The 14674-nt window shown below is 68.5% G+C and carries 8 protein-coding genes; 3 read left to right on the top strand and 5 right to left on the bottom strand.

All coding sequences use genetic code 11. From position 1 onward, the window contains the following. Positions 1 to 29: 29 nt before the first annotated feature. Genes rnhA through ispH form a run of 3 tightly spaced genes read right to left on the bottom strand, consistent with a single transcriptional unit; the run spans position 30 to position 2418 of the window. A complete protein-coding gene (rnhA, locus tag IEW34_RS27660; RefSeq protein WP_188612458.1) occupies positions 30 to 491 on the bottom strand; it encodes a ribonuclease HI in 462 nt (153 codons plus the stop codon). Further along, positions 488 to 1453, bottom strand: a complete 966-nt coding sequence (locus IEW34_RS27665) for a homoserine kinase (protein ID WP_188612459.1) — start codon at positions 1451 to 1453, stop codon at positions 488 to 490. The genes rnhA and IEW34_RS27665 overlap by 4 nt, the downstream gene beginning before the upstream one ends. A 2-nt stretch (positions 1454 to 1455) precedes the next feature. After that, positions 1456 to 2418, bottom strand: coding sequence for a 4-hydroxy-3-methylbut-2-enyl diphosphate reductase (gene ispH, locus IEW34_RS27670; RefSeq protein WP_188612460.1), 963 nt, complete (start codon positions 2416 to 2418; stop codon positions 1456 to 1458). 171 nt (positions 2419 to 2589) lie between these two features. Between ispH and IEW34_RS27675 the strand changes: the two genes are divergently transcribed. The 3 genes from IEW34_RS27675 to IEW34_RS27685 all read left to right on the top strand — a co-directional run bounded on the left by IEW34_RS27675 (position 2590) and on the right by IEW34_RS27685 (position 6836). After that, positions 2590 to 4446: a monovalent cation:proton antiporter-2 (CPA2) family protein gene (locus tag IEW34_RS27675; protein WP_188612461.1), complete on the top strand. Its 1857-nt coding sequence runs from the start codon at positions 2590 to 2592 to the stop codon at positions 4444 to 4446. Continuing rightward, complete coding sequence (locus IEW34_RS27680; RefSeq protein WP_244642255.1) at positions 4443 to 5816, top strand: MATE family efflux transporter; 1374 nt, start codon at positions 4443 to 4445, stop codon at positions 5814 to 5816. The genes IEW34_RS27675 and IEW34_RS27680 overlap by 4 nt, the downstream gene beginning before the upstream one ends. A 132-nt stretch (positions 5817 to 5948) precedes the next feature. Further along, positions 5949 to 6836, top strand: coding sequence for a DUF937 domain-containing protein (locus tag IEW34_RS27685; RefSeq protein WP_188612462.1), 888 nt, complete (start codon positions 5949 to 5951; stop codon positions 6834 to 6836). A 140-nt stretch (positions 6837 to 6976) separates the two neighbouring features. On the opposite strand, the gene purD is transcribed toward IEW34_RS27685, so the two are convergent. Both purD and IEW34_RS27695 read right to left on the bottom strand, forming a co-directional pair. Continuing rightward, on the bottom strand, positions 6977 to 8254 hold the full coding sequence (purD, locus tag IEW34_RS27690) for a phosphoribosylamine--glycine ligase (RefSeq protein ID WP_188612463.1): 1278 nt from the start codon (positions 8252 to 8254) through the stop codon (positions 6977 to 6979). 70 nt (positions 8255 to 8324) lie between these two features. Beyond that, positions 8325 to 14075, bottom strand: a complete 5751-nt coding sequence (locus IEW34_RS27695) for an alkaline phosphatase D family protein (protein ID WP_188612464.1) — start codon at positions 14073 to 14075, stop codon at positions 8325 to 8327. Between the last annotated feature and the right edge of the window lie 599 nt (positions 14076 to 14674).

Consider the following 14674-nt stretch of genomic DNA (forward strand, 5'->3'; position numbering starts at 1 on the left):
GGTGTTCTCCTCGCGCGATGCCCACCGCGTCACCCGCTCGGCAGGGCCCGCCCGACCTTGAACGGTGCCATGCCCTGCCGGGCCAGCGCGTCGACGCGCTCGTTCTCAGCATGGCCGGCGTGGCCCTTCACCCAATGCCAGGCGATCTCGTGACTCGCCTGGGCGGTATCGAGCCGGCGCCACAGATCCTCGTTCTTCACCGGCTTCTTGTCGGCGGTCTTCCACCCCCGGGCCTTCCAGCTCTTGAGCCACTGGCTGATGCCGTTGCGCAGGTATTCGGAGTCCGTCCACAGATCCACGACGCAGGGACGCTTGAGCGCCTCCAGCGCCATGATCGCCGCCATCAGCTCCATGCGGTTGTTGGTAGTGTGAGCCTCGCCCCCGGAGAGTTCGCGCTCCTGCCCACGGAAGGCCAGGACAGCGCCCCAGCCGCCAGGGCCGGGGTTGCCGCTGCAGGCCCCGTCGGTGAAAATCGTGACCCGCTCGCTCATCGCATCAGCCCATAGTCGCTGGCGCAGGCGGCTCCCATGTGGAAGGCCAGCTTGCGGTCGTACTCGAGCGGGTCCTTCGGCTTGACCAGGGCGCCGGACGGAACGTTCAGCCAGTCGACCAGGCGGGTGAGCATGAAGCGCAGCGCAGCGCCCCGGCAGAGCACCGGCAGCGCGTCCACTTCCGCGGTCGACAGCGGGCGCACCGCCTCGTAGCCGGCCAGCAGCGCCCTGCCCTTGGTCACGTTGAACGAGCCGTCCGTCTCGAAGCACCAGGCGTTGAGGCAAATGGCAATGTCGTAGGCGAGCGCGTCGTTGCAGGCGAAGTAGAAGTCGATCAGCCCCGACAGCCGGTCGTCGATGAAAAAGACGTTGTCGGGGAAGAGATCGGCGTGGACGACCCCCTGCGGCAGGCGCGCCGGCCAATGCTGCTGGACATCGGCCAGCGCCAGCGCGGCGCGCTCGCCGAGCCCACGCGCGACCTCGTCGGCCCGGCCCTGTGCTGCCTGCAGCAGCGGCGGCCAGGCCGTGATCGACAGGGCGTTGGGGCGCCGCAGCGGAAAGTCCGTGCCGGCGCGGTGCAACGCGGCGAGCGCCCGACCCACCTCGGCGCAATGTCCGGCCGCAGGCCGACGCACGGAGACGCCGTCGAGGAAGGTGACGATGGCCGCCGGCCGGCCGGCCAGCCGGCCCAGGGTCGCGCCGCTCACCGTCTTCACCGGCAGCGGACAGGTGATGCCGCGCGCCGCCACATGCTCCATCAGCCCCAGGAAGAACGGCAGGTCGGCCTCGGCGACCCGCTTCTCGTAGAGCGTCAGCAGGAAGAAGCCCGAATCGGTGTGCAGCAGGAAGTTGGAATTCTCGACGCCCTCGGCGATGCCCTTGACGGCCAGCACCCGGCCGATGGCGTAGCTTCGCACAAAGGCGGCGAGTTCCTCGTCGGAGACCTCGGTGTAAACTGCCACGGCTATTCCGCCGCTTCGCCGCGCAACTCCCGCGGCAGCGGGAAGAACATGCTCTCATCGGCCGTCGACACCGTCTCGACCGTCACGGTGTAGCGGGCGGCAAAGGCGTCGATGATCTCCTCCACCAGGAGCTCGGGGGCTGAGGCGCCGGCGGTCAGGCCCAGGCGCCGGATCCGCTCGAACGCCGGCCAATCGATCTCGGCGGCACGCTGCACGAGCCGCGCGGTGCGGCAGCCGATACGCTCGGCCACCTCGCGCAGGCGTTGAGAATTGGAGGAGTTGGGCGAGCCGACGACGATCATGGCATCGACCAACGGAGCCACGCGCTTCACCGCCTCCTGGCGGTTGGTGGTGGCGTAGCAGATGTCCTCGCGCTGCGGGCCGACGATGGCCGGGAAGCGCGCCTGCAGGGCCTCGACGATCTGCCGCGCGTCATCGACCGAGAGCGTCGTCTGGGTGACATAGGCGAGGCTCGTCGGATCAGGCGGAGCGATCCGGCCGACGTCGTCCGCCGTCTCGACCAGCGTGATGGCGCCGCGCGGCAGCTGGCCCATGGTACCGATCACCTCGGGATGGCCGGCATGGCCGACCAGAATGACGTGGCGCCCGCGCTTGCGATGCACCTCCGCCTCCCGATGCACCTTGGTGACCAGCGGGCACGTCGCATCGATGGCGAACAGGCGGCGGCCCGCCGCTTCCGCCGGCACGGCGCGCGGCACGCCGTGCGCCGAAAAGACCACCGGGGCATCGGTGGCCGGAATCTCCGACAGCTCGTCGACGAAGACGGCGCCCTTCCGGCGCAGGCTCTCCACCACGTATTTGTTGTGCACGATCTCGTGGCGCACGTAGACGGGCGGCCCGTAGGTGGCGAGCGCCTTCTCCACCACGTCGATGGCGCGCACGACCCCGGCGCAGAAACCGCGCGGAGAACAGAGGAGGATGTCGAGCGGAGGCTTTACGGTCATCGGCAAGGTGTGTTGGCGTCGCGCTGATGTGGCTGTTGCGGCATCGACGTGTCAAGGACGCGGTTTGCCCGATGGCCGCCCCCTTTCGGTGTTCTCCGTGTCCGACAAACGGCCGATGGGCGATCCGCATGCTCTCGCGCCGGCTTCGGCGAGAGAGTATGGAGAACCCGCATGTCAGATCCCAGCGGACAATCCAGCTTCATCCAGCCGGTGCTCGTGTTCTGCGGCGCCGCGGCGGTCGCCGTGCCGCTGTTCCGGCGGCTCGGCCTTGGCGCCATCATCGGCTACCTCGTCGCCGGGGTCGCCATCGGCCCCTATGCGCTCGGGCTCTTCGCCACTCCGGAGACCATCACCGGCGTCGCCGAAATCGGCGTCGTGCTCCTGCTCTTCATCGTCGGCCTGGAGCTCAAGCTCTCGCATCTATGGTCGATGCGGCGCGACATCTTCGGCCTGGGGCTGGCGCAGCTCGCGATCACCGGCATCCTGGTCGCGGCCGTCGCCGTCGCAGTGGGCGTCCCGGCCAAGGGTGCCGCCGTCGCCGGCGCGGCGCTCAGCCTGTCGGCCACCGCCATTGCCTTGCAGATCCTGAACGAGCGCGGCGAGCTGCAGACCCCCTACGGCCAGCGGTCGTTCGCTGTCCTGCTGTTTCAGGACCTGTCGATCGTTCCGATCCTCGCCGCGGTGCCCCTCATGGCCAATGTCGTGTCGGCCGACGCAGGCGGCCTGGCGGAACGGCTCGCCAATGCGGGCAAAGCGATCGGCGCCATCGTCGCCCTGGTGCTGATCGGCCGCTACCTGTTGAACCCGTTCTTTCGGGTGTTGGCGAGCAGCGGCGCCCGCGAGGTGTTGACGGCAGCGGCGCTGCTCGTGGTGCTGGGCGCGGCCCTGCTCATGGAGGAAGCTGGCTTCTCCATGGCCATGGGCGCCTTCGTCGCCGGCGTGCTGCTGGCCGAATCGAACTTCCGCCATCAGCTCGAGGCGGACATCGAGCCCTTTCGCGGCCTGCTCCTGGGGCTCTTCTTCATGAGCGTCGGCATGTCGCTGGACCTGCGCCTGGTGCTGGAGCAGGCGGCCGTGCTGGCGCTGGCGACGGCCGCTCTCGTGGGAGGCAAGATCGCGATCGTCTCGGCCCTCGCCCGCTTGTCCGGCTCCTCGTGGACTGACGCGCTGCGCGCCGGCGCCCTGCTCGCCACCGCCGGCGAGTTCGCCTTCGTGCTGCTGCCGCTGGCCGGCACCCTCGGCGTCCTGTCGGCCACGCATGCCCAGCTGCTCATTGCGGTTGCCGCCCTGTCCATGCTGGTCGCCCCGCTCGCCGCCAAGCTGCTGGACATGATCCTCGTTCGCGCCGGCGCTGCGCGGCCGCTCATCGATGAGGACGTGGAGGGCGACCGCAACGCCAGCGACCAGTCCAGCGTCATCGTCATCGGCTTCGGCCGCTTCGGCCAGGTCGTCAATCAGGTGCTGCTGGCGGAGGCCGTCGACGTCACGGTCATCGACCTCGATGTCAACCGCATCCGCCAGGCGACGCGCTTCGGCTTCCAGGTCTACTACGGCGACGGCACACGGCTCGACGTGCTGCACGCCGCCGGCACCGGGCGTGCGAGAGTTGTCTGCGTGTGCGTCGACCACGCGGAGACGGCGACCCGCATCGTCGAGCTGCTGCATGCGGAATTCCCCCGGGTGCGGACCTACGTGCGGGCCTACGACCGGGTGCACGCCATCGAGCTGATGCACATGCAGGTGGACTATCAGCTGCGCGAGACGTTCCGCTCGGCGCTCTCCTTCGGCCGCGCCACGCTCGAAGCGCTGGGCATCGATCCGGAGCGCGCAGCGGAGGTCGAGGAGGATGTGCGCAAACGCGACATCGCCCGCCTCGTGCTGCAGGGCGAGGGCGGCCTGCTCGACGGCGCGGACCTGTTGCACGGCGCCACCGTCACGCCCGAGCCGCTCATGGCTCCCAAGTTCAAGTCCAAGGCGCTCACCGCGGAAACGCGCGATCTGATCGCCATGGACGGAGACGGCAGTTGAACCGGGTCGACGTCGGTCGGGCGCCGCCGCGGCAGGAGGCCATCTTCACGACCGGGTCCACCATGCGCCACGTGCTGGTGATGGCCTCGACGGGCGCCGTCGGCCTGATGGCGGTGTTCGCCGTCGATCTGCTGACGCTGCTCTACGTGTCGTGGCTCGGCGACACGTCGCTGACGGCGGCGGTGGGCTTTGCCGGCATCCTGATGTTCGTCACCGTATCGACTTCCATCGGCCTGCTCATCGCAGTCAGCGCGCTGGTCTCACGCACGCTGGGACGCCGCGACGTCGCCGCGGCCCGGCGCATCGCCGGCAGCACGGTGACGATCGCGGCGGCGATCTCGGGGACGATCGGTCTGGCGATGCTGATCGCCGCCCATCCGCTGCTGGTGCAGCTCGGCGCCACGGGCCGCGTGCTCGAGACCGCCCATCGCTTCCTGCTGATCGCGCTCCCCGGCACCGTCTTCATGGGGCTGGGCATGGCCCTGTCGGCGGTGCTGCGCGCCGTCGGCGACGCGCGCCGGTCGATGTATGTGACCCTGGCCGGCGCCATCACGACGGCCGTGTGCGATCCGCTTTTGATCTTCGTGCTCGGCCTCGGGGTGGACGGCGCCGCCATCGTCACGCTCATCAGCCGCGTCGTCGTCGCGCTCGTCGGCTTTCACGGCGCCGTGGTGGTCCATCGGATGGTGGCGCGGCCGAGTCGGGGCAGCATCCGCCTGGACGGGCGGCCGATGCTGGCCATCGCCCTCCCCGCCATGGCCGCCAATGTGGCGACGCCAATCGCCGCCGGCTTCATGACCTCCATCCTCGCCCGCTACGGCGAGGAGGCGGTCGCCGCCAACGCCATCATCTCGCGCCTGGTTCCGGTCGCCTTCGGCCTGCTGTTCGCCATGTCGGGGGCCATCGGCCCGATCCTCGGCCAGAACTTCGGCGCCGGCCTGCTGGTGCGCGTCCGCCGCACCTTCAGCGATGCGCTCATCTGCGGCACGCTTTACATCCTTGCCGCCTGGCTCGTGCTGGCGCTCGCGCAGAACCTCGTCGTCGCCGCCTTCGCCGCGCAGGGCGAGACGGCCGACCTGCTGCGCCTGTTCTGCGCGGTGCTGGCCGGCAGCTGGATCTTCCACGGCGCCCTGTTCCTGGCCAACTCGGCCTTCAACAATCTGGGCTTTCCGCTGCTGACCACCGTATTGAACTGGGGCAAGGCCACGCTCGGCACCATTCCCTTCGGGCTTGCCGGCGCGCACATGGGCGGCGCGGCCGGCGCGCTCATCGGCCAGGGTATCGGCGCCATCGCATTCGGTATCGCCAGCGTGGTGCTGGCCTACCGGGCGATCGACCGGCTCGGCGAGCAGGCCCGGCCGGCGCACTGAGCGCCGCGGCGTCGCCGCGCTTTCTTTGGTGCCGGTGATTTCCATCCACGTGCAAGCGCTCTAACCTGCCGCCGACACGCTGCGCAGGTTTAGTCCACGTCTTCCGGACAAAACGGCGGGGGGAGTGGGCCGATGTATAATCTCTACGACATCATGCAGGCGGCCCAGCAAGGGCAGGCCGTCGCCAACATCGCCAACCAGTTCGGCCTCTCCGCCGACCAGACCCGCAAGGCGATCGAAGCCACGCTGCCGGCCTTTTCGCTGGGCCTGCAGCGCGCGATGCAGAGTCAGCAGGGGCTGCTGAACACCATGGGGCTCATGGGCAGCGGCCAGTTCATGCCCTTCTTCGAGCAGGCCGCGGCAACGCGCACGCCGAGTGCACCCGCCCAGGGAGCCAGCGTCGTCGAGACCGTGTTCGGCTCGCCCGAGGTGACCCGGCAGGTGGCGGCGCACGCCGCCGTCCTCTCGGGCGTGAGGCCGGAGGTGCTGCTGCGCATGCTGCCCCTCATCGGCGCCATGATCATGGGCGGCCTGTTCAAGGTCGCCATGGAACAGGGGATGGGGCAGTTGCTTGCCCAGTCGGCCGAGTTCATGCAGCGGGCCGGCGGCGCCGCGCCAGCCCGGCCGCCCCAGCAGCCGCCGCCGAGCACGACCGACAGCGCCGCCGACATGATGGGCCAGATGGTCGCCAACTCGCTCAAGGCCGTGTTCAGCGTTTTCCCGGCGCAGTCGAAGCCGGACGCTCCGGTGGCGCCGGCAGCCGCCCCCGCTCCACCCCGGCCGAGCCCGCCCCCGCCGGCCGCAGCGGCCGCGGCTCCGCCACCGGAGAGCCCTGCGGAGCCCGCCAGCGCCGGCGCCGGCGATGAGGCGTTCGATGCCGCCAAGGCGGGCTTCGAGCACTTCAGCCGCATGTTCGAGACCGGACGCACGGTGCAGGACCAGCACCTGGCTACCATGCGCGCCATCTTCGACAGCTTCGCGCCGAAGAACGGCGCCGCCAAGCCGGCCGGTTCCGACTGAAGCACTCATGATCTGTTGAATCTGGAACGCATCCCATGCGCGGCACACGCCCGCGCAAGAGAAGCTCTGCAATTTGAACGGAGGGCTTCATCCGATCAGCCGAATTTAACTGATCGGAAAGCGCTGCGGCTCGGGGCCGCTCAGCCCCCGCGCGCCACCGCCCGATAGCCGATGTCGCGGCGGCAGAAGCCCTCCGGCCAGTCGATGCGATCGACGCCGGCATAGGCGCGCCGCTGCGCTTCGGTCACCGTGGCGCCCGTCGCCGTCACGGCGAGCACCCGGCCGCCGGCGGCGACGAGCCTGTCACCATCGGCCCGGGTGCCGGCCTGGAACACCATCAGGCGGGGATCCGCCGCCTCCGCCGCGGCGATGCCGCGGATCTGGGAACCGCTCGTCACCGGCCCCGGATAACCGCGGGTGGCCATGACCACCGTGAGGGCGGCCTCGAGCGACCAGCCGACCGCGACATCGTGCAGGCCGCCGTCGATCGCCGCGAGGGCCACATCGACCAGATCGCCTTCAAGGCGCGGCATCAGCACCTGGCATTCCGGATCGCCGAATCGGGCGTTGTACTCGATGAGCTGGGGGCCGGCGGCGGTCAGCATCAGTCCGGCGTAGAGCACGCCGACGTAGGGCGTGCCGCGCCGGGCGAGGCCCGTCACCGTCGGCACGATGATCTCGGCCATGATGCGCCGTTCCAGCTCGGGGGTGACGACCGGCGCCGGCGAATAGGCGCCCATGCCGCCGGTGTTGGGACCCTGGTCGCCGTCGAAGGCGCGCTTGTGGTCCTGGGCCGTGCCGAAGGAAATCGCCGTGGTCCCATCGGAAATGGCGAAGAAGCTCGCCTCCTCGCCGACCAGGCAGTCTTCGATCACCACCTCGGCACCGGCCGCGCCAAGCCCGCCCCCGAACATCATGGCGAGCGCCTCCTCCGCCTGCGCCACCGTCTCGGCGACGACGACGCCTTTGCCGGCGGCGAGCCCGTCCGCCTTGACGACGATCGGCGCGCCGCGGGCGCGCACGTAGGCGCGGGCCGCCTCCAGCTCGTCGAAGCGGGCAAAGCCGGCGGTCGGGATGCCGAACTCGGCACAGAGCTCCTTGGTGAACGCCTTGGAGCCCTCGAGCTGCGCCGCCGCCCGGGTCGGGCCGAAAGCCTTGATACCCTGGGCGACGAGGTCGTCGACGAGGCCGCCGACCAGCGGCGCCTCCGGACCGACGAACACGAGCCCGATAGACATCAACTTGCAGAAGGCTGCGACGGCGCCATGATCGGCCACGTCGAGCGTGACGTTCTCGCCGATGGCGGCGGTGCCGGGGTTGCCGGGGGCGATGAACAGAAGGTCGCAGCGCGGGCTCGCTGCCAGCTTCCAGGCGAGCGCATGCTCGCGCCCGCCCGACCCGATGAGAAGAATGTTCATGGCCGCGGCTTATAAGCGCGATCGGGAAGGGTGGATACGGGTTTGACGGGAGCGGTCCCCCGCCTCGCGGTCACACGGTCAAGGTGTGAACCGCGCCGTCGCCGAACTCGCAATCCAGCAGCCAGTCCTCACCCACCTTGCGAACGTGGAAGAAGGTGGCCCCGTCACCCGGCGCCGGCCGCACCGTGTCGACGACGCAGCTGTAGTGCCCTGAGCTGTGCTCGATGGCGATCGTCTCGCTCGCCACGACGTCCTCGGCAACTCCGTTGGCAAATGGAAACGGCCCATAGAGCGCCGCGGTGTGGATCGAATGGGCGCGGACGAGCCGGTTGCCGGCGCTGTCGAAGAGGTCGACCGTGGCAACGTAGCCGCGATGCTCGTCCCCGGAGAGAAAGACGACCCGCTCGATCCGATTCGCCGCGATGAAGGCGAGCACCTCGCGCAATGTATGGGGATAGCCGTCCCAGCCGTCCGAATACAGAGCGCTGAGGTTGGTCGGGTCGAGGCGCCGATCGCGCTGTACCGCGCGCCGGTGGCGCGGCAGCAGCATGACGGGAGAGACGATGAACTTCGGCCCCGGCGCGCTCGACAGCCAGCATTTCAGCCGGTCCATCGTGGCCTCGTCGAACAGGGTGGCATCGGCGAGGCTGCCCACCCTGCGGTGCGATCGCCGGGTGCGCGTATCGAGGAGGAAGAACGGAAAGCCGTCGAAATCGAATGTTTCGATGTCGTCCTTGATGCCGCGCTGATACTTGGCGAACATCGCGACGCCGTGTGTCTTGTTCATCTGGTTGAGCGGATCGTCCGGCACTGCGACCGGCTCCCAATTGTCCGCTATCTCGTGGTCGTCGAGAAGCATGAACGAGGGGGCACGGCGCAGCGCGCTGCGAACGTTGGGCTGGCGCAGCCAGGCCTCGTAGGGCAGCCGGAAACGGCTGTCCTTGCTGGCGGGATCGTAGAGGCCGGCGGTGGGATCGACATAGACTTGGTCACCCGCGAACAGCATGAAGCGTGGGGCGAGCCCTGGATCGTCTTCAAAACGCTGCACGATCCGCTCATAGGAGCGATAGGCGACCGCCGCATCGAAGAAGCCGCCCGGGTATTGGCAGGAGGCCAGCGAAAAGCGCGTGCCCGCCGGCGCCGGAGCCGGAAGCGGCGCGAAGGGCGGATCGTAGGGGATGACGCCGTCCATCAGATCCCGGTCCATTTCGTTCAGACCGCCCACGGTGTCGCCGGTGCCCGCCTGATCGAACTGCATGGTCATCGGGCTTCGTTCGACGCGCGTCCGCCCCGGCGCGGCCTCCAGCATAGGGCGTGATGCCTGTGTCAAGCCGCGATAGGTCAACCGATGCGCCGCGGCCGTGGCCGGACCTGCGGGGCGGCGCTTGGGCGTGGGCATGCCCAGCGCATGGCAGACGGCCCGCGCCATCTGCGTGAATTGGCGGTAGGCGAAGCCGTGGGCCGGCCTCGACTCGCGGGAAGGTGGGATCGTGGGCTCAAGCCTGTACACCTTTCGCGTCTGCGAGTCGGCCCAGAAGTAGTCCCTCGTCGTCTTCGCCGCGCCGATCCCGGCGAGCAGTTCGTCGGACTCGTCGTAGACCAACAGGACGAGGAGAGCGTTGCCGGGATGACGGGCATCATAGCCGGGCATCGCTGTGGGCAGTGGTGCCTCGAAGGCATCCCAGCCGGTATCGTGCAGCTCCTGCGATCTGTAGATGGCCAGGTGGTCGAGGACGTATGACAGGTCCCAAGGCCGTCCGGCGTCGTCCGGACGTCGGATGTCGTCGCCCACGAGCTCGATGCGCAGCATCGCGACGGCTTCGGCCTCCCGGTGCGACGGCAGCGCTCCGACGCGCACGACGAGTGTCGCGCGGTCGGGCCGCTCTTCCGTAACAATCGGCCCGATCCACGGGGGATAAGCCGTCTTGCCTCCGCCTTCATTGTTTGGTCGATCCGGGATGTCGGTCTCGAGAAATGACCTGATCCGCGCAAATATATCCAGTCGACCGGTGCCGATCAGCGCGTCCTGATGGCCGGCCTGCCAGTTGACGTAGGGCGCGAGGTAGATGCGTCCGGCATCGCTGAGGACCTTGTGCATGCGATCAACGGTCGACACGTGGGACAGGCCGTTCGCACCTCCATGCAGGCTGAAGGTCGGAAACGGCCAGTTCTCGCGAAACTGGCGGCGCGACACATAGGTGTTTTGACCCTTGTAGTCGGTCATGACGGCATAGCGCGCGAAGTGCACGGTCGTCGCCACCGTTTTCAGGTTGAGCGGACCGAAATGCTCGTCGATGTGGCGCAACATGAGAGGCTCCATGTTGGCCACATTGAAATCCCGGCCGTACAGGGCATCCATGCGATGTCGCGTTCGCGTCCAGGGTGTTCGTGCTGCCGGCCACAACGGGTTCTCGATGTCGTATTCTTCGTCGCTGTACGGCAAGGTCGCGAGAACCCGGTCCAGGAGACCATCCAGGAGTGTCGGATTGGGCGGCCGGAATTCGTAGGCGTCCGGCAGGAAGTCCAAGAGATAGCGGACCGCATAGGCGCGAAAGATGTTCGCCGGCGTAAACACGACGAGAGGTCCGACCTGGGTGAACGCCGCGCGGCCGATGAGCTTGCTCAGCCTCTTTCCGGGCGGGCTGACGTCACCGAGCACCGCCATGCTGAAGACGACCGTTCCCATGCAATGGGCGATGACGTCCACCTTGCCGTCGATCGAGGCGCCGGCCGCCCTCTCGATCACCGCGCGGACGTCCGTCCTGGCGATCTGATCGAAGCTCCACGGTGCCTTCGCCGTCTCGTGCGCGGGGCTGGTCCTCAGGTCGGCAATCCAGACGTCGCGCCCCGCGTCCCACAGGTAGCTGGCGAGATTGGGGTTCACGGCGTGGTGCGCGAAGGTGGTGCCGCCGGCGCTGTAGCCATGCAGCATGACGACCGGCCGCTGCGCCGGCCCGCCGACCGGTTGCGCATAGCGCGTGAGCACCACTCGGCCTTTGACCGGCTCCGCGCCGAGGTCCGGTATCTCGTCGTCCAGGTCGATCGGGATGATCTCGGCCGGAACGAAACCGCCGCCTGGAACCATGAGCTCTCGAGGCGGGCGGAAGACGATCTCGCCCGCGCCCCCGTCATTGTCGGGGGCGCGGAAGCTCCAGATGTGCAGGCCGAGCAGCAGTCGCAGGACGTAGCCTAGGAAGCTCGCAAGGTCGCTCAGGGCACTCACGCCGTCGCGCTGATGTGTGATCTGGATCAGCGGGACGCCGATGCGCGCCAGGAAGCCCACATCCAGCTTGAGCATGCGCGCGCCCCGACCCTCGAGGCCCGGGAACTCGCGCAGCGTGACCTCCATCAGCTGGCGCCAGGGATTGGCGCGGCGCCGGTAGGTGAAGGACTTGGCGCCGACGATCCGGTCGCCTTCGAGGACGAAGCGCGAGTCGGTAGCCGGCGTGCCGATGGTGAGTTCGTAGACAAGCGCTCTGATTTCACCGGCGCAGCTCGCGATGCCGATCGCCGACTTGAGGCGGCTGAGCGGGTCGGGGCCGCCGTCGCCGTCGACGAACGCCTGGTAGCTGTCGCGGAGCCCCCGGTTCAGCAGCCATGCCGTACCGGCCGTGAAGATGCGCCGCAGGGCCGACCTCTCTTGCCGCTCGAAGACCTTCAGGCGGCCCGTGAGCGGCGCGCTGAAGACGGCCATGGCATCCAGCTTCTGCTCCCTCAGGCGGGGGGGATCCCAGGTCTGCTCGAGCATCTCCCAGTCAGCCTGCGGAAAGATCCGGATCTCGCTGCGCGCCAGGGCCGACGACTGATCGCCAGCCACCTCCAGCACCGGCTCCCCGCCCCGCCCCGGGATGAGGTCGGCGACAGCTTTCGGGCGGAAGCGCAACGTCAATTCGACGACGTAGTCCGCCGTTGGGGCACCCTTGGGGCTCAGCCGCAGGGGGCCGACGAGCCGCTCGATGATCTCGACCTCCGTGCGGGCGGGAGGCATCGCGACGTCGACCTCGCGGAACACCGGGCGGACGAGCACCTGACCGCTGCGCGCCGGCAGGCCAGGTTCAAATTCCCATTGCTGGGCCAGCGTTTCGGCCGCCCGAAGCGCCACCGCAGAGATCGTCAGGGCTGGATTGATTCCGAGAGCTGTCGGGATGACCGAGCCGTCCAACACCACGAGGCCGTTGTGGACCGCGTCGGACGCATCGGTCGAAAAGACCCGGCCGAGATGATCGACGACGCCGGCCGTACCATCGTCGGCCATCACGCACCCGCCAAGCGGATGCACCGTGAGCAGCGGTCCGCGCTGGCCGGCCAGCAGCCAGTTGAGCCCGGTCGGCAGGAGCTTCCAGATCGGATTGGCGATCACGCGCCCGCCGGTGCCCCGCGTGAGATCGGCGAGGGCCTCCACCCTCCGATCGTTGACGGGATCTTCGGGCAGCCCCGTGAACTGCATCCGCGCGATACCGTCACGGGCCACGCTCACGTCGCCCTCGAGCGTGATCGTGCCGGCTGCCCCATCGTCCCCCATGATCGCGTAGATTGCCGACCGCCCGATGCGCCGTCCGGGAGCCGCGTAGAGATCGGCGTCCGGATAGCCCTGAATGTGCTTCGACCGATCCGCTTCGTCCAAGCCGTGCAACGTGTTGACGACAGCAAACAGCTCAGTGAAGGCAAGGCGCAGGCTCGCCGGAACCGCCATCTCCTCGATCAGCACACCCGCGGTATCGCGCAGGTCGATGATACCGGTGATAGTTGGTCCGATGGCCCGCAGCGAAGGCTGAACCTCCTCGTCGGCCACGGCATCGACGGAGGCGGCCGTCGCATAGTCGGCGACGAGCATGTCGCCGTTGGTGGAGGCGCGTCGGCCGAGACGCGTGCCGGACACCGCCAGGCCCGCGGCCTGCGAGCGCATCAGGATCTCGGTCGAACCCAGTGTACCGGCGGCGAGTACCACCTTGCCGGCCCGGATCCTGAGCACCTCGCCGTCGCGCTTGCGCAGGCTGGCGTTGGTGTAGACGGCGTTGACGATCCAGCCCGCGCCCTCCGCTTCCACGCTCAGCACCGTCGCGCCGCTGAAGATCTCCGCTCCATTCTGCTGTGCGCGGACCAACAGCCCGACGTCGAGCGAATTCTTGGCGCCGAAGTTGCAGCCGGTCGCACAATCGCCGCAGCGCACACACTTGCCGAGCCGCACGTTGCCGGAGCTGGTCGATTGGCTCATGGCCACGGTGATCGCCGCCGGCCTGAAGCGGCCATCGGGTGCCACATCCCTGATGGATCTGAATTTTTGCGGCAGCCCATCGGGATGATCGGCGATCGTGTTCGGAACGCCGTCGATGCGCGCGCCGAGGAGCTCGGCGGCGCGGTCGAAGTATGGTTGCCATCCGGCGACATCGGCGAGCGCGCGCGGCCAGCCTTGGGCGAACACCGACGGCAGAGGCTGGTCCATCACGCCGGCGTTGATCAACGATCCCCCGCCGACACCATTGGCGACGACGGTCACCACATCGCCGCTCGCCCTGACGTCGAAGAGGCCCTCCTTCTGGTTGTCCCGTCGGAGGTGACCCGGTAGTTCCCCAAGCCCTACGGGGAATGAGCCCGGCAGATACTCCTTGCCGCGCTCCAGCACGGCTACCGCGATCGGAACGCCGTCCCGGTGACGCCCCGCAAACGTTGCCGCAGCAACGGCGCCGCCGTAGCCGCTGCCGATGACCAGAACATCGAAATGCGTTACCTGCGGCGCGCTGCGAACGCGGGCGACAAGCTGTTCAAATCCTTGTGAAACCCAGGCTGTATGGGACTCCCGGTCGAGTTCGGGTCTCATCATCTGAGCGTCACCCGCGACCGGGCGAACGTGGTTTGCGAAGTCGAAGCGACTGAGAATGCGGTGTCTGTCACGCTAGGCGCCCCCTGCCGAACATGCCCGCAACCATCATGCGCCGCCGCTCGCAAGCGGTCACGTGACGCCCCGCACCTGCAAAGCGCTCTGCGCCTTCGCCACCCTCCTCCGGCTGCGCCTGCGCAGGCCCAGTCGAAGCACAACGATCTTCTTTCTCTCACCTTGATATAGCGGTACGTGTGATGCCGGCGCCGGCAGGGCAACACTCATGTACGAGACTGGACACTTGCTGGAGAGCTTTCTACCGTTGCGCCTCCTCGAGCGGCTCTACGGCGAGTGCGGCACACGTCCCGCTGCCACGCAGTTTCCGGCCGCGATCCTGTTCATCGACGTTTCGCGTTTCACGGCCCTGGTCGAGCAATTCGCCCGTCGCGGCCATGGAGGCCTCGAGGAGATACCCAAGATCCTCGGCCAGTCTTACGCGCGATGCGCAGATCAGATCGGAGCCTGGTCCGGCGAGGTCGTGTATTTCGCCGGCGATTCTCTTCTCGCCTATTGGTCAGCCGACGACGGCAACCTGGAGCAGG

This window comes from Chelatococcus reniformis (assembly GCF_014640075.1).
Taxonomy (GTDB): domain Bacteria; phylum Pseudomonadota; class Alphaproteobacteria; order Rhizobiales; family Beijerinckiaceae; genus Camelimonas; species Camelimonas reniformis.

Bases quoted from the DNA above. Each gene is read 5' to 3' on its own strand.
- IEW34_RS27675 (WP_188612461.1), top strand. From the start codon at position 2,590: ATGTCAGATCCCAGCGGACAATCCAGCTTCATCCAGCCGGTGCTCGTG.
- ispH (WP_188612460.1), bottom strand. From the start codon at position 2,418: ATGACCGTAAAGCCTCCGCTCGACATCCTCCTCTGTTCTCCGCGCGGT.
- IEW34_RS27685 (WP_188612462.1), top strand. From the start codon at position 5,949: ATGTATAATCTCTACGACATCATGCAGGCGGCCCAGCAAGGGCAGGCC.
- purD (WP_188612463.1), bottom strand. From the start codon at position 8,254: ATGAACATTCTTCTCATCGGGTCGGGCGGGCGCGAGCATGCGCTCGCC.
- IEW34_RS27695 (WP_188612464.1), bottom strand. From the start codon at position 14,075: ATGATGAGACCCGAACTCGACCGGGAGTCCCATACAGCCTGGGTTTCA.
- rnhA (WP_188612458.1), bottom strand. From the start codon at position 491: ATGAGCGAGCGGGTCACGATTTTCACCGACGGGGCCTGCAGCGGCAAC.